This window comes from Haloarchaeobius salinus, from assembly GCF_024464185.1.
In the GTDB taxonomy this organism is placed as follows: domain Archaea; phylum Halobacteriota; class Halobacteria; order Halobacteriales; family Natrialbaceae; genus Haloarchaeobius; species Haloarchaeobius salinus.
Genome location: NZ_JANHAU010000001.1, coordinates 938,951 through 957,399, shown reverse-complemented (window position 1 = coordinate 957,399; position 18,449 = coordinate 938,951). Strand labels below are relative to the sequence as shown.

At 67.7% G+C, this 18,449-nt stretch carries 20 protein-coding genes and 1 tRNA gene; 10 read left to right on the top strand and 11 right to left on the bottom strand.

Annotation, left to right across the window (positions count from 1 at the left end):
* The first annotated feature begins 213 nt into the window (after positions 1-213).
* The 5 genes from NO345_RS04870 to phoU all read left to right on the top strand — a co-directional run bounded on the left by NO345_RS04870 (position 214) and on the right by phoU (position 5,495).
* A complete protein-coding gene (locus tag NO345_RS04870) occupies positions 214-1,212 on the top strand; it encodes a PstS family phosphate ABC transporter substrate-binding protein (RefSeq protein ID WP_256297010.1) in 999 nt (332 codons plus the stop codon).
* A gap of 62 nt (positions 1,213-1,274) precedes the next feature.
* Positions 1,275-2,234, top strand: coding sequence for a phosphate ABC transporter permease subunit PstC (gene pstC, locus NO345_RS04865; RefSeq protein WP_256297008.1), 960 nt, complete (start codon positions 1,275-1,277; stop codon positions 2,232-2,234).
* Between the two features lies 1 nt (position 2,235).
* Positions 2,236-3,894: a phosphate ABC transporter permease PstA gene (gene pstA, locus NO345_RS04860; protein ID WP_256297006.1), complete on the top strand. Its 1,659-nt coding sequence runs from the start codon at positions 2,236-2,238 to the stop codon at positions 3,892-3,894.
* A gap of 18 nt (positions 3,895-3,912) precedes the next feature.
* A complete protein-coding gene (pstB, locus tag NO345_RS04855; RefSeq protein ID WP_256297004.1) occupies positions 3,913-4,782 on the top strand; it encodes a phosphate ABC transporter ATP-binding protein PstB in 870 nt (289 codons plus the stop codon).
* A gap of 41 nt (positions 4,783-4,823) precedes the next feature.
* The gene (phoU, locus tag NO345_RS04850; protein WP_256297002.1) at positions 4,824-5,495 is read left to right on the top strand and encodes a phosphate signaling complex protein PhoU; all 672 of its coding nucleotides are present in this window, start codon (positions 4,824-4,826) and stop codon (positions 5,493-5,495) included.
* Between the two features lies 1 nt (position 5,496).
* Here the strand turns inward: phoU and NO345_RS04845 are convergent, their stop codons facing one another.
* The gene (locus NO345_RS04845) at positions 5,497-6,033 is read right to left on the bottom strand and encodes a hypothetical protein (protein ID WP_256297000.1); all 537 of its coding nucleotides are present in this window, start codon (positions 6,031-6,033) and stop codon (positions 5,497-5,499) included.
* Between the two features lie 171 nt (positions 6,034-6,204).
* On the opposite strand from NO345_RS04845, the gene NO345_RS04840 reads away from it, so the two are divergent.
* Positions 6,205-6,996 carry a hypothetical protein gene (locus NO345_RS04840; protein ID WP_256296998.1) on the top strand — a complete coding sequence of 264 codons (792 nt, stop codon included), beginning with the start codon at positions 6,205-6,207 and terminating at the stop codon, positions 6,994-6,996.
* 268 nt (positions 6,997-7,264) lie between these two features.
* On the opposite strand, the gene NO345_RS04835 is transcribed toward NO345_RS04840, so the two are convergent.
* Positions 7,265-7,421, bottom strand: a tRNA-Met gene (locus NO345_RS04835).
* A 133-nt stretch (positions 7,422-7,554) separates the two neighbouring features.
* Between NO345_RS04835 and NO345_RS04830 the strand changes: the two genes are divergently transcribed.
* Positions 7,555-8,925 carry a DUF7115 domain-containing protein gene (locus NO345_RS04830; protein WP_256296996.1) on the top strand — a complete coding sequence of 457 codons (1,371 nt, stop codon included), beginning with the start codon at positions 7,555-7,557 and terminating at the stop codon, positions 8,923-8,925.
* An 11-nt stretch (positions 8,926-8,936) separates the two neighbouring features.
* Here NO345_RS04830 and NO345_RS04825 read toward each other — a convergent pair whose 3' ends face one another.
* Positions 8,937-9,296: a DUF5830 family protein gene (locus NO345_RS04825; RefSeq protein ID WP_256296994.1), complete on the bottom strand. Its 360-nt coding sequence runs from the start codon at positions 9,294-9,296 to the stop codon at positions 8,937-8,939.
* Positions 9,297-9,426: 130 nt separating this feature from the next.
* Here NO345_RS04825 and NO345_RS04820 point away from each other — a divergent pair, with 130 nt between their 5' ends.
* The gene (locus tag NO345_RS04820) at positions 9,427-9,906 is read left to right on the top strand and encodes a cation:proton antiporter regulatory subunit (protein ID WP_256296992.1); all 480 of its coding nucleotides are present in this window, start codon (positions 9,427-9,429) and stop codon (positions 9,904-9,906) included.
* A 1-nt stretch (position 9,907) separates the two neighbouring features.
* Positions 9,908-11,107: a cation:proton antiporter gene (locus NO345_RS04815; protein ID WP_256296990.1), complete on the top strand. Its 1,200-nt coding sequence runs from the start codon at positions 9,908-9,910 to the stop codon at positions 11,105-11,107.
* Between the two features lie 10 nt (positions 11,108-11,117).
* On the opposite strand, the gene NO345_RS04810 is transcribed toward NO345_RS04815, so the two are convergent.
* Together NO345_RS04810 and NO345_RS04805 are read right to left on the bottom strand one after the other, a co-directional pair.
* Positions 11,118-11,522 (bottom strand): DUF7993 family protein, encoded by a 405-nt coding sequence (locus NO345_RS04810; RefSeq protein ID WP_256296988.1) that lies wholly within the window; start codon positions 11,520-11,522, stop codon positions 11,118-11,120.
* Between the two features lies 1 nt (position 11,523).
* The gene (locus NO345_RS04805) at positions 11,524-11,988 is read right to left on the bottom strand and encodes a DUF2240 family protein (RefSeq protein ID WP_256296986.1); all 465 of its coding nucleotides are present in this window, start codon (positions 11,986-11,988) and stop codon (positions 11,524-11,526) included.
* A gap of 92 nt (positions 11,989-12,080) precedes the next feature.
* Between NO345_RS04805 and NO345_RS04800 the strand changes: the two genes are divergently transcribed.
* Positions 12,081-12,455 carry a 30S ribosomal protein S8e gene (locus tag NO345_RS04800; RefSeq protein ID WP_256296984.1) on the top strand — a complete coding sequence of 125 codons (375 nt, stop codon included), beginning with the start codon at positions 12,081-12,083 and terminating at the stop codon, positions 12,453-12,455.
* A 609-nt stretch (positions 12,456-13,064) separates the two neighbouring features.
* Here the strand turns inward: NO345_RS04800 and speB are convergent.
* The 6 genes from speB to NO345_RS04770 all read right to left on the bottom strand — a co-directional run bounded on the left by speB (position 13,065) and on the right by NO345_RS04770 (position 18,430).
* A complete protein-coding gene (gene speB, locus NO345_RS04795; RefSeq protein WP_256296982.1) occupies positions 13,065-13,868 on the bottom strand; it encodes an agmatinase in 804 nt (267 codons plus the stop codon).
* A 5-nt stretch (positions 13,869-13,873) separates the two neighbouring features.
* A complete protein-coding gene (locus NO345_RS04790; RefSeq protein WP_256296980.1) occupies positions 13,874-14,251 on the bottom strand; it encodes a translation initiation factor IF-5A in 378 nt (125 codons plus the stop codon).
* A 128-nt stretch (positions 14,252-14,379) separates the two neighbouring features.
* The gene (locus NO345_RS04785; protein ID WP_256296978.1) at positions 14,380-15,447 is read right to left on the bottom strand and encodes an aminotransferase class I/II-fold pyridoxal phosphate-dependent enzyme; all 1,068 of its coding nucleotides are present in this window, start codon (positions 15,445-15,447) and stop codon (positions 14,380-14,382) included.
* Between the two features lie 54 nt (positions 15,448-15,501).
* Positions 15,502-17,172 (bottom strand): ABC1 kinase family protein, encoded by a 1,671-nt coding sequence (locus NO345_RS04780; protein ID WP_256296976.1) that lies wholly within the window; start codon positions 17,170-17,172, stop codon positions 15,502-15,504.
* Positions 17,173-17,178: 6 nt separating this feature from the next.
* Positions 17,179-17,535, bottom strand: coding sequence for an Hsp20/alpha crystallin family protein (locus NO345_RS04775; protein ID WP_256296974.1), 357 nt, complete (start codon positions 17,533-17,535; stop codon positions 17,179-17,181).
* A gap of 112 nt (positions 17,536-17,647) precedes the next feature.
* On the bottom strand, positions 17,648-18,430 hold the full coding sequence (locus tag NO345_RS04770) for a GIDE domain-containing protein (protein WP_256296972.1): 783 nt from the start codon (positions 18,428-18,430) through the stop codon (positions 17,648-17,650).
* Positions 18,431-18,449: the final 19 nt, after the last annotated feature.

Here is an 18,449-nt window from a genome sequence, read left to right as displayed (position 1 = left end):
CGGATGGAACGGTCAACAGCCCCTCAGACTTCCAGACGGCCCGAGTCGGCCCCGTATTGCGGTGTCAGCTGTACTGGTCCCCTGTATCCGGCGTCAACTCGTCCAGCTACACCGCCCCTCGCCCGCCGAATTACACAGGACTCCATTGTGCTACATACATCTATATAATTATCATAGCAGGGTATTTATCCGGATGTCGCCCTCTTCCCGGTAATGGCAGAGGACCGAATCAACCGACGGGAGTTCGTGGCGGCCGCGGGGAGCACGCTCGGTGCACTCGGCCTCGCCGGTTGCGTCGAGAACGACCGTGTCCGCGCGGGTGGAGGCGGCGGACTCGCCGGCACCATCGACATCGCCGGCTCCTCGACCGTCTTCCCCCTCGCGACGGCGATGTCCGAGCGGTTCAAGCTAACCCACGACGGCGTCGATTTCAACCTCCAGTCCACCGGCTCCGGTGGCGGCTTCGCGAACCACTTCTGCCCGGGACGGACCGACTTCAACAACGCTTCGCGTCCCATCAAGTCACAGGAGCAGGAGACCTGCACGTCGAACGGCGTCGAACCGGTCGAGCTGACCGTCGCGACCGACGCGCTGACCGTCATCGTCAACAACGACGCCGACTGGATCGAGTCGGTGACCGTCGAGGAGCTCGCGACCATCTGGTCCGGCGAGGAGCAGCCCCAGCGGTGGTCCGACGTGAACGCCGACTGGCCCGACGAGCCCATCGAACTGTACGGTCCCTCCGACGCCTCGGGAACGTACGACTACTTCATCGAGGCCATCCTCCACGGCGGCGAGAGCGAACTGACTCACCGCCAGGACTACTCCGCGACCGAACAGGACCGCACCATCATCCAGGGTGTCGAGGGCTCCGAGTTCGCGATAGGCTACATGGGCTACGCCTACTACAGCGAGAACACCGAGCGCGTGACGGCACTCCCCGTCGACGACGGCGACGGCCCGGTCGAACCGTCGCTGGAGACCGCCAAGTCCGGCGAGTACAGTCCGCTCTCGCGACCGCTGTTCACCTACCCGGCGAAGGGGTCGCTCGCGAAGGAACACGTCGCGTCGTTCGCGCGCTTCTGGCTCGCGAACGCGACGAACCGGGAGATAGTCGCCGACGAGGTCGGCTACGTCCCGCTCGACGCCGAACAGCAGGCCGAACAGCTGGCGACGCTGGAGGCGGCGATACTGGAGGCAAACACCGGGTAATCGACCGCTGAGCGGCGAACGGATCGCTTTATCACCACCCACGAAAACACGAACGACACTCAATGAGCACGGACGACCTCACCGAAGACCTCACACGGAACACGGCCAACGCGCCCCCGGAGCTCCTGACGCGCTCCTTCTTCTTCCTCTGTGCCGTCCTCTCCATCTTCACGACGCTCGCGATCATCGTGCTGCTCGTGACGGAGGCGGCGAAGTTCTTCACAGTCACCGCACCCCTCGTGGGAATCGAAGGGGAGACCGCGTCGGTCGTCGAGTTCCTCACCGGTACAGAGTGGATAATCAACGAGGGCAAGTTCGGCGTCCTCGCACTCGTCACCTCGACCATCATGGTGACGCTCGGCTCGGCCATCATCGCGCTCCCGCTGGGCGTCGCCACCGCCATCTACCTCAGCGAGTACGCCGACCCGCAGATTCGGGCGGTGCTGAAGCCCGCACTCGAGATCCTCGCGGGCATCCCGACCGTCGTCTACGGCTTCTTCGCGCTCATCTACATCACGCCCGCCTTGCGCGTCGTCTTCCCGAGCATCGGCACGTTCAACCTGCTGTCGGCGAGCATCGTCGTCGGCATCATGATCATCCCGATGGTCGCGTCGATCAGCGAAGACGCGATGTCGGCCGTGCCGGACGACCTCCGGCAGGCCGGCTACGGGATGGGCGCGACGAAGTTCGAGGTGTCGACCGGCATCGTCGTCCCGGCCGCGCTCTCGGGCATCCTCTCGTCGTTCATCCTCGCGCTCTCGCGGGCCATCGGTGAGACGATGGCCGTCACCGTCGCCGCGGGCGCACAGGCGAAGTTCCACAACCCGCTCAATCCGGCGGCCTATCTGGACGGCGGCTCGCCGATGACCGCGACGATGGTCAACCTGTTGACCGGCGACATCACCGGCGGCGGGCTCGCCTACCGCAGCCTGTTCGCCATCGGACTCACCCTCTTCGTCATCACCTTCGCCATGAACGTCATCAGTGAATGGGTCGCACAGCGGTACAGGGAGGAGTACTGAGATGGCGACACAGGACCGCTCCAGCTACGCAGAAGGGTTCGGACAGGTCAGCCGGACCGTCGGGACCATCTTCCGGTACCTGCTGCTCGCCTCGACGCTGTTCGGCCTCGTCGTGCTGTCGATACTGCTGGTGTACGTCGCGAACGACGCCATCCAGCCGCTCACCGCCGACGCCGGCTGGCACCTGACGTTCTTCCTGACGCTCGTGCTCCCGACGCTCGCGACCGGCGGCTACCTCGCGTGGTCCAACGTCGACGCGCTCAAGCTCGGCGCGACGACGCTCGGGCTGTTCGTCGTCGGCCTGCTGTTCAGTGGCGGCGTCGCCATCATCTTCATCGAGGTGCTTGCACCGCTGGTCTGGTTCGCGTACGTGATCGCGTTCGCCATCGCCGTCCTGGTCACGGTCGCTCTCCAGCAACGGAGCCGACAGATCCCGTTCCTGCCCCGGTTCGCCATCGCCATGTTCGCGTTCTACCTCTCGCTGTTCGGGTTCCCGGGTATCATCGGGGGCTACGTCGGACTGCCCCAGCTCGTCCCGAGCGTCGCCAGCCTCATCCTGTTCGCGCCCATCGTCCCGCTCGACTGGATACAGCTCACGCTGACGGTCGGCGTGTTCGCCGCGACGCCCGTCGCCCTCTACGCGTCCAACATCAGCGACCGACGGGCCGGACTCGCGATGGGTGCCCTCGCAGTCGGCACGGTCGCCGCCGCGGCGGTCGTCGGGCCGGCCGTCTTCGGGATCGGACCGATTCCCTCGGTCATCCTGGCGTCGGTCGCGGTCGTCCCGACGGCGGCCTACGTCGGTGGCGCGGCCGTCACCCGCGAGCAGGCACGGATCGGACTCGCCCTGCCGGCGGTCATCGTCGTCGGCGCGCTGGCGGGGGAGGTGCTCGTCGACACGCTCGGCTACGCGGGCCCGCAGTCGTGGGTCGACTGGCAGTTCCTCACCAGCGACCACAGCGGGACCGCTGCCAACGCGGGTCTCTACCCGGCCATCGCGGGCTCCATCCTCCTGATGCTGACCGTCGCCGCGCTCTCGTTCCCCATCGGGGTCGGCGCGGCGCTGTACCTGGAGGAGTACGCCCCCGACAACCGCTACACCCGGTTCATCGACGTGAACATCTCGAACCTCGCGGGTGTGCCGTCGGTCGTCTACGGCCTGCTCGGACTCGGTCTGTTCGTGACCCGCCTCGGACAGCCCACGGGGACCATCCTCGTCGGCGGTGCGACGCTCGCGCTGCTCATCCTCCCCATCGTCATCATCTCGGCGCGGGAGGCCATCCGGAGCGTGCCCGAGGAGATGCGCCAGGCGTCCTACGGGATGGGTGCGACGCGCTGGCAGACGATGAAGAACGTTATCCTGCCGCGTGCGTTCCCCGGTATCCTGACCGGGACCATCCTCGCGCTCGGGCGTGCCATCGGCGAGACCGCACCGCTCATCATGATCGGCGCGCCGAACGTGCTGTTCTCGTTCCCTTCCGAGCTCTCCTCGAAGGTGAGCGCGATGCCGCTGCAGGTGTACAGCTGGGCGAGCTACTTCGCGACGTCGGACTTCTACCAGCAGGCCGTGCCGGCCGGTGTCGTCGTGCTCGTCACCGTCCTGCTGGCGATGAACTCCATCGCGATCGTCTTGCGCAACAGGTATGAGCGAGAAACGTGACCAATGACCCAAGAGAACATGAGTAACGACAAGGTGGAATCGGCGACAGAGGACCCGACGGACGACGACATGCTCCTCGAGACCGACGTGACGTCCGGGCTCGAAGAGGGCAGTCAGGGCCCGCGGACGACACACGAGCGGACCATCGTCGAGGCCAAGAACGTCAACGTCTGGTACAACGACGATCAGGCGCTCCGGGACATCACCATGTCCGTCCCCGAGAACAAGGTCACCGCGATGATCGGCCCCTCGGGCTGTGGGAAGTCGACGTTCCTGCGCTGCATCAACCGGATGAACGACATGATAGACGCCGCCCGCGTCGAGGGCGAGCTCTACCTCGGCGAGAAGAACGTCTACGACGCCGACGTCGACCCCGTCGCGCTGCGCCGCCGGGTCGGCATGGTGTTCCAGAAGCCCAACCCGTTCCCCAAGAGCATCTACGACAACGTCGCCTACGGGCTGAAGATCCAGGACATCGGCGGCGACCACGACGCCATCGTCGAGGAGTCGCTGAAGCGCGCCGCGCTCTGGGACGAGGTGAAGGACCAGCTCCACGAGTCCGGCCTCGACCTCTCCGGCGGACAGCAGCAGCGGCTCTGTATCGCCCGGGCAATCGCGCCAGACCCGGAGGTCATCCTGATGGACGAGCCCGCGAGCGCGCTCGACCCCGTGGCGACCTCGAAGATCGAGGACCTCATCGACGAGCTCGCCGAGGACTACACCGTCATCATCGTCACCCACAACATGCAGCAGGCGGCGCGCATCTCCGACAAGACCGCCGTCTTCCTCACCGGTGGCGAGCTCGTCGAGTTCGACGACACGAAGAAGATATTCGAGAACCCCGACAACGAACGCGTCGAGGACTACATCACCGGCAAGTTCGGATGAGCAACGGAACGCACATCACCAACACCACTTTCTGATCCACAATGGCCAGAGAAAACTACCAGGAGAAACTGGATAGTCTCGAAGAGGACATCCTCTACATGAGCGAGGTCGTCGTCGACCGACTGCGAACCGCGCTCACCGCCCTCGAGAACAAGGACGACGACGCGGCGTGGGAGGTCATCGACGGCGACAGCGAGGTCAACTCGCTCTACCTCGACATCGAACAGCAGTGCGTCGACCTGCTGGCCCTCCAGCAGCCCGTCGCGGGCGACCTCCGCTTCATCGCCGCGTCGTTCAAGATCATCACCGACCTGGAGCGCATCGGCGACCTCGCGACGAACCTCGGCGAGTACACGCTCGACGCCCGACAGGACGTCTTCCCGGAGGTCGACGTGCAGGCCATCGGCGACCAGACCGTCGCGATGGTCGAGAAGGCGATGCAGGCCTACGCCGATCAGGACACCGAGGCCTGCTTCGAGATCAACGAGAGCGACGACGAGCTCGACGCGATGTGCGAGCACGCCAGCCAGTCCGTCGTCCGCGACCTCATCGAGAGCGAGCTCGACGACGGCACCGAGGTCGAGACCGTGCTCGAGGACGTCTCGCGGCTGCTGCTCACCGTTCGTGACCTCGAACGTATCGGCGACCACGCGGTCAACATCGCCGCGCGGACGTTGTACATGGTCGAGAACGACGACGAACTGATCTACTGACTCAGCGGCTCACGTCGCTGGTCCACACCTCTCCTTCGGCGGGCGGCGAGACACCCGGAACCTCCGCCAGCCGCGGTGCCACCATCTCCCACCACCGCTCGGGGTCGTCGTAGCCCGCGTTCTGGGTGGGAAAGACGTGGTCGGTGAACTCCGGTTCGACGACCGGCCCCTCCTCGACGACGAACTCGAACGCCGCACGGACGGCGTCGCGCCGCCAGTCGCGCATCATCTCGCTGGTGCCCGGGACCGACAGCGTCGCGAGCGCCTGTTCGGCCCGTTCCTCGAGGTCTGCCTCGGCGTCGGCCGGTCGGTACCACGCCGTCACGGTGCCGTGCCCGCAGTTCAGCTCCCGCCTGCCGAGGGCGTCCCGGTCGCACAGGGTGCGACAGGTCTCGCCGACGCGCTCGGCCGCGACGTTCAGCTCCTCGGCGAGCGACCCCGTCGTCTCGGGTGCGTGCCCATCGAACGCCGCAAGCACACGCTCCGGTGTGGGCTGGACCGATGCCCCACCAGCGGTCCCGCGTTCGTTCTGGCTCATACGTCCTCCCACGCAACCGAACCATATTATTTTTTCCCACGTGGTGCCGACAATAAACGGGTGTGTCAGCTGGATAGCCTAAGTTTTAGATAGGGTGATGTCGTGATTTATCCCGATGACGGACCTGACATGCGGTCGTGGATGGTGTCCCGCGCTGGCGGGTGATATTCTATGAGCTCGCTGACAATCGAGGTGGACGACCCCGAGGACGCCTACGAGAACCTCCGCGCGATGCTCGAGGCGGCCCCCGTCGAGTTCTCCCAGATCACGTCGGTCCGGCTCGAACTGGAGTACGAGTCGAAAGCCGAGGCCGACGAGTCGGCGACGACCGACGATGCCGACGAGCAGACGGCCGTGGATGCCGGTTTCACCGACCCCACGGCGATCACCGCACCGGCGGACGACACGCCGTCACCCCCGATAGACGACGCCGAGACGGCCGACGAGCCCACAGCGGAACAGGCCGTCGACGGTGCGGACGAGATCACGTTCCGGAAGCCCGGCGAGGACGGCGACGAGGCGGACGACCGGACGTCGGTGTTCGGCGATCCGGACGAGGCCGCGGGGACCGACTCCGTCTTCTCGACGCCGGACGACGCCGTCAGGTTCGAGGAGCCAGACTCGAACGCCGGCCAGCCCGGCGACGCCAAGACCGCGGAGGACGGCCGTCCGCTCGGTGACGCGGTCGACTGTCGCACCGCAGGTACCTCCGGCGCGGACGACTCCGCATCGAAACCCGCCGGCGGCCAGCAGCGCACGGCGAACCCCTCGCCCCAGACGTACAACAAGGTCGTGCGACTGCTCCAGAACCGCGACTTCCCGATCGAGCGGGGCGAGATCGAGGACGTTGCGGTGGGTGCCTACGACGTCGACGTCGAGGAGTGCCGTGCGGTCATCGACGCCGCCATCGACAAGGGGCTCGTCGCACAGGAAGGCTCGCAGCTCGTCGACCCGACGGAGTAGCCGCCCGCGCTCTGTCCTCCGGTTCCTCCAGTCACGGGACGGTCGTCTCGCGACCCGTGTGAAACCATGGCCGGGGCGGGCTCCGAACTACCGAAAGACTCGCTTCGCTCGTCTCTCGACCTCCAGCTCGCGTCGCGGTTCTCGCTCGCAGGACTCGCTCCGAACCGCGCACTGCTCGCGGGAACCGTCCACGGGTTCTCCGCCCAGCCCGGCCACTTGCGTTCGGACTCGTCACTCACTGGCGTTCGTGACTCGTCGAAAACGCAAGTGGCCGGGGCGGGCTCCGAACCCGCGATCTCCGCATGACCCAGGTTCGAGGCTCGGCGGGCCCCGAGGTCACGCGTAAGCCTTCCAAGGCTGTGGTACCGCACCGAATCTCTGAAACCCTATGAGTGCGGCGCTATGTCCAGCTAAGCCACCCGGCCTCACTCCCTCGTTACCGGGTGGACGACTTAAGCCTTCTCAACTGTTCCCCGGGCTGTCCTGCGGTCGCATGCCCGATAGCGCGTGGTTACACAGCCCCACGGATTTATACCGCGGGGTGGTAAATCAGAGGGCATGGACGTCCCGGGTATCGTGGAATCGGCGCTCTCGGGCGAGGAGATCGCCGCCGAGGTCTCGCTGGGCGGCGAGAACGCCCTCTACGTGACGCCGACCCGAACACTCATCTACCAGTCCGAGGGGTTCCTCAGCGACGAGTCAGTCGACGAGTATCCCCACGACGCACAGCGGATGACCGTCAAGGAGGGCCGCCGCAAGACCCGCATCAGCCTCGAGTACTCGCTGGACGGCACCGAGGAGTTCACCGTCCCCTCGAACGCCACCGACGACGTGCTACACCCCGTGCTGGCCGGCGTGTTGAACGCCAGCGGCGTCACCGACGCCGACGAGACCGTCACGCGCACGTTCCGCCTCGACGAGCTGACCCTCGTCATCACCTCCGCACGGCTCGTCAAGCACGTCGGCAGCGCAGTCTGGGACGAGGACTACGAGGAGTACCACTTCGCGGACGTGACCGGCCTCGACTTCGAGGACGGCAGCGTCGCCACCCAGCTCGTGCTGACGGTCGACGGCCGGCCCGAGCGGATGAAGGTCTCGAACGACCGTGCCGCCGAGGTGAAGGAGTACCTCCAGCGCTCGCTGTTCTCGTACTACGGCGTGAACTCGCTGGACGCACTGAACGAGGCCGTCGCCCCCGAGGAGGACGAGGAGGCCGACGAGCCCGCCGCCGTCGACTTCGGCGAGGGTGTGGACCCGCTGGACGCCGGGAACACCGTCCAGCCCGACGAGGGCGAGGAGCCGGTCGAGCCGGGCCCGCCGGCCGAACAGCCCGTCGAGGACCAGCCCGCCGACGCCGGGACGGCACAGGGGAACGAGCCCGTCCAGCCACCGGCGGGACAGACGCAGACGCGGGCAGACCAGCCGGCGGTCGACCAGACCGAGGAGCCGGTCGAGCAACCGGGGCAGGCACAATCGACACGACGGTCCCAGCCGCCACAGCGGACCGAGCCGTCCCACGAGGAGCAGACCGGACAGCAGCGCGACGACGTCGACGAGGTGACCGAAACCGTCGACGAAACCTCGCAGGAGGAGCTCGCATCGATGGTCGAGGAGACGGTCGGTGACGGACAGGATGCCGCGGGGAGTGCGGAGTCGACGACACAGCAGACCGGGGCGACCCAGACCGACGAGACAGCGGCCGAGGACGACGCGACGGACGAGGAGCCGGACACGGACGAGGACGACGAGTCGCTCTCGGACTCGAAGTTCGCCGAAGCCGGCTTCCAGCCCGCGACCGCCGCCGGCGACGAGGAGCTACGCGAACGCATCGAGGCGCTCGAGTCGAAGGTCGAACACCAGAACGAGCTCCTCCAGCGCCAGCACGACCTCCTCCAGCAGCTCGTCGACGAGCTCAGCCGCGGTCGGTAGTCGGTCGGGACTCAGTCCCGGCCGGTCACCTTCCGCACGCACTCCGGACCGAACGGACCGAGTTCGCCCGACTCGAGCTGGACGAAGTGCCCCGTGGAGATCGACGCGCCACAGCGACGGCACTCGAAGTCGCCCTCCCGTCGGACCACGTCCGCGGTCTGGCTGACGAAGCCGCCGCTGCCCGTCGTCTGGACGACGCCGTCCTCGCGCTCGATGACCCCGCGCATCACCGCCGTATCGAGGATCTCCCTGACCGTGGCCGGGTCCCGTGTCACCGTCTCGATGCGGTCCATGGCCTCGGCGAGCGCGAGTTCGTCGTCCTCGAGCTTCGAGAGGAGTTCCACGCCGAGTTCGACCCGCTCGTCTGCCATCGTCCTGATGTGGTATCGTGGTGTGATTAAGGCTTGTGAGCGTCCGTGGTGTGAGCGGGTGCCCGAATCGTGAGAACCGCCGTACTCGCCGTCATCGTTCTTTAAGTCATAGGCGGTCATCACGTCGGACATGACCGTCTACGAGACCGACGTGCCGGGCGTCGGCCGGAAGTTCGAGCTCGAGGTCGACGACGGCGCACGGCTGGTCGTGCTCATGCACCACGACGGCCGCCGGGAGCTGTTCCACCGGCCGGACCCCGACGCCGACAGCCAGCGCATCGCCGACATGGACGGCGAGACCGCACGCCAGCTCGGGGCCATCCTGACCGGGGCGTACTTCCAGCCGATCGAGCTCGACCGGACGCAGGTGCCACTCGGCGAGGCCATCCTGGAGTGGGTCGATATCGACGAGGGGGCGGCCGTCGTGGGCCAGACCCTCTCGGGCTGTGACGTGCGCAACCAGACCGGCGTCTCCGTCGTCGCGATCCAGCGGGGGGACGAGACGCTCCCGAACCCGGACCCCGACGAGACCATCGCGGCGGGCGACATCCTCGTCGTCCTCGGGACCAGGGAGGAACAGCAGGCGCTCCAGGAGTTCGTCGAGCGCTAGGATGGCCTCGGGACTGCTGCTGGAGGCCGGGCTCGCCATCACCGTGCTCGCTGTCGCCGGGACGCTCGCGTACCGGCTGGGCCAGTCGGTCATCCCGGCGTACATCGTCATCGGGCTGTTCGTCGGACCGAACGCCCCGGAGGTTGCGGGAATCTCCTTCGCGGTACTGGAGCGCCACGAGTTCGTCGACCTGCTCGCCGAACTCGGCGTCGTGCTCCTGCTCTTCTTCATCGGCGTGGAGTTCAGCATCGACCAGCTGCTCGCGAACCGCGACCGGCTCGCGGTGATCGGCGGCATCGACCTCGTCGTCAACGCCGCGGTCGGCGTCGCCATCGGGCTGGCGTTCGGGTTCAGCCCGGTCGAGGTTGCGTTCCTGACCGGCATCGTCTACATCTCCTCGAGCGCCATCGTCACGAAGTCGCTCATCGACCTCGGCTGGGTGGCCGACCCCGAGGCCGAGGTCGTCCTCGGCACGCTCGTCGTCGAGGACCTCGTCATCGCGGTCTACCTCGCGGTGCTCTCTGCGCTCGTCCTCGGCGGTGGCGGCGGTGCGGCGCTCTCGGCCGTCGCCGTCGCGCTGGGGTTCATCGCCGTGCTCGTCGTCGTCGCCCGCGTCGGCACACCCGTCGTCCAGCGCGTGCTCTCGGTCGATTCCGACGAGCTGTTCGTGCTCACGACGCTGGGTGTCGTCGCGCTCGTCGGCGGACTGGCCCTCCAGCTCGGCGTCAGCGAGGCCGTCGCTGCGTTCTTCGTCGGGACGGCCGTCAGCGCGACCGACGAGGTCCACCGCGTCGAGAAGCTGCTCTCGCCCGCCCGGGACCTGTTCGCCGCCATCTTCTTCCTCGCCATCGGGTTCCAGACCGACCTCGGCGCGCTCTCCGGCACGGCGCTGGCGCTGCTCGCCGTCGCGGTCGTCCTCACGTCCGCCAGCAAGCTCGCCAGCGGCTACTGGAGCGGCCTGCGCTACGGGCTGAGCGAGCGCCGTGCCCGCCGCGCCGGCATCGCACTGGTCGCCCGCGGGGAGTTCTCCCTGGTGCTCGCCGCGCTCGCGCTGGACGTCGGCACGGGTGCACTCGCCGACGTCATCCCCGCGTTCGCCGTCGGCTACGTGCTCGCGATGAGCGTGCTCGGGACGACGTTGATGAAGGCAGCGCCACGGCTGGAACGGTACCTGGAGGAACGGACCACGGAGTCCACCTGAGACGGCACGGTCAGGAGCCGGACTCGACCGCCGCAGCGAGCACGTCGGCCGCCCGTTTCACCGCCGCGCCGGACTCGACGAACAGCACGACGCGGGGCGGCTCGACCGCCTTCGGACGGACCCGCAGGTCGACGGTCCCGTCGGCCGCCGTCGCCAGCTCCTCGGCCCGCTCGACCGCCACGTCGAGCCCGGCCCGGAGTTCGACACGGGCGCGGTCCGGCTGGACGAACACCTCCGCGACGCGCTCGTCGTCGCAGGTCACCCGGTACGCGAGCGCGCCGTCGACCGTCGGCTCCACGTCCCGGTCGGCATCGACCACGGCGAAGCGGTCGAACGTGCCGTCCTCGCGGCCGTCGAGCTCCGAGGAGAGCAGCTGGGCGATGCGGACGCCGTCGGTGACGCGGTCCTCGACCATCCTACCTCGCCTCCCCGTCGTCTCCAGCCAGCTCGGCGACGGCCTTCTCGCGCACGCCGCTCACGTCCAGCCCGTTCCGGCGAGCGTAGACCACCGCGGCGGCCTCGATGGTCACGTCCAGCTCGCCCTGCAGCTGGTTGATCTCGCCGACGGCCTCGTGCTTCTCGTGTCCGTCGGCGACGAGGTCGTCGAGCACCTGCTCGAACGCCGAGCGGGAGCGGAGGATATGCTCGTCCGGGACGAACCCCTCCGGCACCGTGACCCCGCCGGGGTCGAACGTCGGCCGTAGCCCGGTGTCGTCGCGCTCTAACAGCCCCTCGCCCGTCGCCACGTCGACCAGTCGCTTCGCCTGGTCCGGCGAGAACCAGTCGCGGTCGAGCGACAGCGCGACCACGAACTCGTTCTCGGCGAGTTCGTCCTTGCCGCGCTGGCGGAACGGCGCGGCCACGGCGACGCGAAGACTCATGTCTCGCCGGTCGGCCGAGGACGGCCTAAACCCTGCGATTCGCCCCGTGCCAAGTCGAGCGATTCAAGTAGCTCCTGGGACTCTTGCCGGGTATGCAAGACCAGGGACGCTCCATTCGCAAGCGCACCGGTGGGCGACTGCGCCCGATCCGCAACCGAAAGAAGCACCAGCTCGGCCGTCTCCCCACGGAGACCCAGGTCGGTGAGCCCCGCTTCCGTGTCGTCGACACGCGCGGCAACACGACGAAGACCCGTGCGCTCGCGACCGACGTCGCCAACGTGAACAAGGGCGGCGAGACCGTCGAGGCCACCATCGAGGACGTCGTCGAGAACGACGCCAACCCGAACTACGTGCGCCGGAACATCATCACGAAGGGCGCGCTCATCGAGACCGACGCCGGCACCGCCCGCGTCACCTCCCGTCCCGGCCAGACCGGACAGGTCAACGCCGTCGCCGTCGACGAGTAAGCAGTTCTCTCTTTCCGTCTCTCTCCAGACTCGCGTAGCGACTGGTTCGCTCTGACTTGCTCCGACGACCGGATTTTCCACGTGGCGCGCGGCTGGCGAGACTGCGCGAGCGGTGCGCGGTTCGGAGCGAGCGCTAGCGAGTGAGAACCGCGACTGCGAACGGGGAGCGTGCGACCCGTGAGCGACAGCGAGCGTGTCGAGCCATTCCGCGCGAGGGACGAGAAGCGTGGTTCGAAAGAGCAAGCTCTCTCGTCAGTACCGGACTACGTCCGGCAGGCAGCCAGAAATCTGCGATTTTCGGGCGACAGCGCAGCGAGCATCGGTCACGAAACGCTTGCGTTTCGTGAGCCCACCGGAAATCTCTGATTTCCGGAGATGCAGGAGGCTGGGGAGGCGTGAGGTGCGGTGCGGTGGCGGGCGGGTGGGACTGAAAGGGGCGAAGTTCTCGACGAAGGCAGGCGATGCAAGCACCGGAACGGAGTGAGGAGCGCAGCGAACCTCCCGAGTCGAGAACTTCGGGGCTTTCTGGTTGTTGTCGACTCCTGCAATTCCCACGACTGCAACGCGAACAACCAGAATTCAGAAAACGACGCCCGGAACCGACGAGTTTCAGGCCGAATCAGCAAACACGAACTCACGGAGCAGTTTCCCGGCCAACGAAGCGGATTGCCCGTCGTCGCGGTCGTTCACCTCGACGACGTCGAAGCCCACGACGTCGCCCGTCGCTCCAACAGCCCGAACCACGTCGCGCATCTCGCGGGGCGTCAGTCCGAACGGCTCCATTGTTCCGGTGCCGGGGGCGAACCCGGGGTCGGCCCCGTCGATATCCACCGAGCAGTAGACGTCTCGGTCGCCGAAGTCGGGCTCCCAGTCCGCGACGTCCTCGGGGGGCACGACGGTCACGTCGGCCTCGCTCGCCCGGTCCCACTCGGCCTCGTTGCCGGTTCTCGCGCCGAGTATCACCGCTTCGTCCGCCACGTCGAGCACGTGCCGGGTGACGGTCGCGTGGCTGAGCTCGTTGCCGTCGTACTCGGCTCGCAGATCGAGGTGGGCGTCGAGGCAGACGAACACGTCGGGGTCGGTCGCGCGGACGTTCGCCAGCGTGACGGTGTGCTCGCCGCCGAGGACCAGCGGGACCGCGTCGTCCCACACCACGTCGGTGCAGACGCCCTCGAGGTAGTCGAGGTACTCGGCGGCGTCGTCCCAGGCGCGCACGTCGCCGTGGTCCGCGACGCCGAGGTCGGAGAAGTGACTCCGGGTCTGGTGGTCGTAGTCGTCGAATGTTTCGGAGAAGCGCCGGACACGGTCGGGACCGAACCGCGTGCCCGGCTGGAAGGTCGTCGAGACGTCGAGCGGAGCCCCGACGACCACGTAGTCTGCGTCGTCGCGGTCGGCGATGGCTCCGGGGAACATCGGCGTCAGACGATCTTTCGCTGTTCGTCGAGCTCGAGGTACTCTATCTCGTCGTCGGGCTCGAGGTCCATGTCCTCCGGGATGGACATCGAGAACGTCTCGTAGGTGTCGAGGTCCATGACCTGTGCGACGGTGGCGGACTCGACGGAGACGACCTGCCCGCCCTTCCGCTCGATGATGGGGACCCAGCACTTCGCGTCGACGGGCTGTGACATGGAGCGCTTCTTGCCGTCGAAGACGCCGACGGCCTCGACGCGAGCCTTCGCGCTGCCGTGCTTGCCCGGTTTCGCGGTGGAGTAGCCGTTGATCTTGCAGGCGACGTCGTCGATCATCACGTAGCTACCCTCCTGAAGGTCACGCACTTCCTTCTGCTGTTTAGCCATGTGGCGGGATTCTGCCCGGGAGTGTATAAACCTCTTGGAACGGCGTCAACGAGGTGGTCTATGGGCGTAGCGACACGAGCAGCGGCACGCGCCATGCCGAAGCATCGGTCAGGCCACCGCGAGGGGCCTCAGACGCCCTCGATGACACGCGAGACGCGGTCGAGTCCCGCCTCCAGCTCGTCGGTCGGGAGGCCGAAGCCGAGCCGCCAGTAGTCTGGGAAGCCAAAGAGGTCGCCGGGCGCGAGGACGACGCTCTCCTCCTCGACGACCCGCACGCAGAACTCGCGGGCGTCGTCGAACCCGTCGGGGACGGTGACGAAGCCGTTGACGCCGACGGGGTCGTACCAGTCGAGCCCGTGCTCGTGGACGAACTCGCGGACGATTCCTCGATTGGTGGCGGCCAGCTCGCGGTTCTCCCGCAGGATGTCGTCCTCCTGCTCGCCGAGCGCCTGCCGGGCGACGTGCTGGCCGAAGATGGGCGGCGAGATGGTCGTGTAGTCCTTCCAGCGCACCGCGTCCCCCACCACGTCCTCCGGCCCGGCGATCCAGCCGAAGCGCAGGCCGGCCAGTCCGTACGCCTTCGTGAGGCTGGTCGTGGAGATACCGTGGTCACCCATGCTCGCCACCGGCGGGATGGGTTCGTCGTCGAGCAGCCGGTACACCTCGTCACAGAGCAGGTAGGCGTCGTTGGCGGCGGCCACGTCGTACAGCTCGCCGACGACGGCCTCGTCGTGGTAGCGCCCGGTCGGGTTGTTCGGGTTGTTCAGCACGACCAGCTTCGTCTCCGGACGCATCGCGTCCGCGACGGCGTCCACGTCGAGCGTCCACGCCGGCTCCTGGAGGTCGACCGTCGTCACGTCGCAGATGGCCTCCGGAACCGCCTGCAACGCCTGGTACGTGGGCGTCACGACGACCGCGTGGTCCTCGGCGTCGAGCAGCGAGCAGAACACGAGCAAGTTCGCCTCCTGTGTCCCGCAGGTGAAACACACCTCGTCGGCCCCGCGGTCGTATCGCTCGCCGACCTCGGCCCGGAACTCGGGGTCGCCGTCGGTCGGGATGACGTAGTTCAGTTCGCCCGGGTCGGTGTCGAATCGTGCGGAGTCCAGTGGCCGGATGCCCGACTCCGCGAGCATGATGTCGGCCCCGTGTTCGTACTCACCGAACCACCGCTCCAGTCCGAACTCGGCGATGTCCATACCCGACGTGCGTTCGGAGACGAGAAACGTGTACCGGCACCGGCGGTCCGGGAGTCAGTCGTCGCGCCGTTTCCGCATGTTCTGGCGGGTGAACTGCGGCTGGGCGCGGATGCCCTTCTTCTCGCGGAAGGAGAGCCACAGCAGCACGCCGCCGATGACGCCGATTGCGCCGGAAACCGCGGCGGCGTACAGCGACGCACCCTGGTAGAGGTACGCGGTCGCGAGGATGGAGAAGGAGAACACCAGCCCGTAGACGATGCGCTTGGCGAGCCGGTCGATGACGCCCTTCCCGTCGTTCAGCTCGACCTGCACGGTGAGGTTGCCGCGCTGGGCGCGGTCGAGCGTGTTCTCCAGCTTCGGCGGCACGCGGAGCATCGACTGGGCGGACTCCCAGGCCTGCTCGCCGGTCTCCTCGACGTACTGCTTGATGGACTCCTCGCGGTAGCCCTGTGCGGTGAGGTACGTGGTCGCGGTCTCGATGAAGTCGAAGTCCTCGTCGAGCGTCACACAGACCCCCTCGACGACGGTCGCGACGCGGAGCACGAGTGCGAGGTTCTCGGGGAGCCGGAACGGGAACTCGTAGATGGAGTCCTCGATCTGGCTGATGATCTGGTTCACGCGGTACTGCTCGATGTCGTCGCCGCGGGCGTCCGCGATGGCGAGCTCCATCACGTCGCCCATCACGTCGCGGTCGGCCTCCGGCGAGAGCGTGCCGATGGCGATGAGCGAGTCGAGGATGCCGTCGATGTCCTGGTTCGCGACGGCGATGTAGAACTCGACGATGCGGTCCTGGATGTACTCGTCGACCCGGCCGGACATGCCGAAGTCGTAGAAGACGATGGTGCCGTCGTCGGTCACGGCGAGGTTGCCCGGGTGGGGGTCGGCGTGGAAGACGCCGTCCTCGATTATCATCTGGAGGTACGTCTCCTGGAGCGTCTCGGCGACCTGGCTGCGGTCGATGCCGAGCTCGTCGAGGCGGTCGACGTCGTTGATCTTCGTCCCCGCGACGTACTCCATGGTGAGCACGCGCGAGTCTGAGTACTCCTCGATGACCGCCGGGATGCGGACTCCGTCGAAGTCGGCGAAGTTCGCGCGGATCTCGGTGAGCATCCGCGCCTCGCGGTCGTAGTCCATCTCCTCGCGGATGGTCTTCGCGAACTCGTCGGCGAGGTTCTCCAGCGAGAACGCTCGTGCCTCCCCGACGAAGCGCATCAGGACGGGCAGCGACCACTTGATGACCCGGAGGTCGGCCTCGACGAGCGACTCGACGCCGGGGCGACGCACCTTCACCGCGACGTCCTGTCCCCGGACGCTCGCGCGGTACACCTGGCCGAGGCTCGCGCCGCTGATCGGCTCGGTGTCGAACTCGTCGAACGCCTCCTCGACGGGGCCGAGCTCCTCCTCGAGGACCACCCGTGCGTCCGCCCAGTCGGCCGGCGGCACGTCGTCCTGCAGCGACGAGAGCACCTCGATGTACGCCGTCGGGAGGACGTCGGGCCTGGTCGAGAGCAGCTGGCCGAGCTTGATGAACGTCGGGCCGAGCGTAAGCAGCGACGAGAGCAGGTGCTCGGCGCGTCTGACCTGCGTCTCGCGGTCGACCTGGCGGCGGCCGCCGAACAGCAGGTACCGGCGGCGGTCACGGGCGTAGGCGAGCAGCAGCGGGAGGAACTGTCTCGCGACGACGAAGAAGCGCCAGTACGCGCGAAGGTTGACCAGCGTGACCACCCCGGCTTACTCGTCGTCGCTGATCTCGATACGGGTCTCCTCCGCGCGGCGCTTCGGGAGGCGGAGCTCGAGGACGCCGCGGTCGACCGAGGCCGCGGCTCCCTCGGCGGTCGCGTCCGGGGGGAGGGGTAACTCGGCGTCGAGGAACATCGACCGGTCCTCGCGCTCGTAGCGGAACTCGGGGGGCACGTCCTTCTCGCGGCGCGCTTCGAGACGGACCCGACCGTCGCTCACGACGATGTCGAGCGTCTCGGCGGACACGCCCGGCAGGTCGACGACGAGGAGGTACGCCTCCTCGGACTCGAGGAAGTCGGCGAACACGGCGTCGGGCAGGTCCCGCAACGCGTCACGCAGCGCTGACATGCCAGTCCCTTGGGAGTCTGGAACGAAAAAGGCCGCGGAGACGGAACCCCGCGTGTCACTGACCCGCACGCCCGACTCGCGGGTGGCCTGACTCGGCGCACGACCACTCGACTCAGAGCGCGAGCGGCGAGAGCCCGACTGCGACCAGCGCGACACCGAGCAGTCCCGGGACGAACACCTTCCAGCGGAGCCGACGCAGCACGCCACGCTCCGTCGTATCGGAGACGAGAAAGAGCGGGCCGAACAGCCGGTCGAGGTGGGAGCCGCCTCGGTCCGCCGGCGGTCCGGCGACGACGCCCTCGACGCCGCTCCCGGGCCGGCGGTTCGCCCGTGCGTAGCCGAACACGTACGCGCTGTCGCCCGGGTCGAGTCGCTCCTCGACGTAGCGTCGGTCGTTCCCCGTCGAGAGCGTGACGATGCCGAGGTCGAGCTCGCGGTCCTCGTCGTCCACGCGGTCGTTCGCGCCGATGAACTGCTGGACACGCCGGGGTGGTGCGTCGCCACCGTCGACCTCGACGGTGTCGTCCTCCGCGAGCGAGAACGCCGCGCCGTCGGGCTCGACGAGCACCCGGCCGGTGTCGTCCGCGAGGACGAACGGCCGCGACCAGACGCCGGAGTCGACCGTCTTCCAGTGGCTGTGCTTGCCGGACTGCTGGTACTCCTCGACGGTCCAGCGGCAGACGAGGCAGTCGGTCCCGGTGAACGGCGCGGACACCGTCTCCTCGTGGACCCCGGCGACGCCCTCGACCTCGCAGGTCCCGCCGTGGCGGAGCCGGTACGTCGGGATGGGTTCGTCGCGGGAGATGCGGTAGACCTTCGCGCCGACGACCGCCCCGTAGCCGAGCGCGAGGAGCCCCGCGAGGATGGACAGCTGGTGGAACGGCGTCACCGTCATCGTCCGGGGGTTCGCGCCG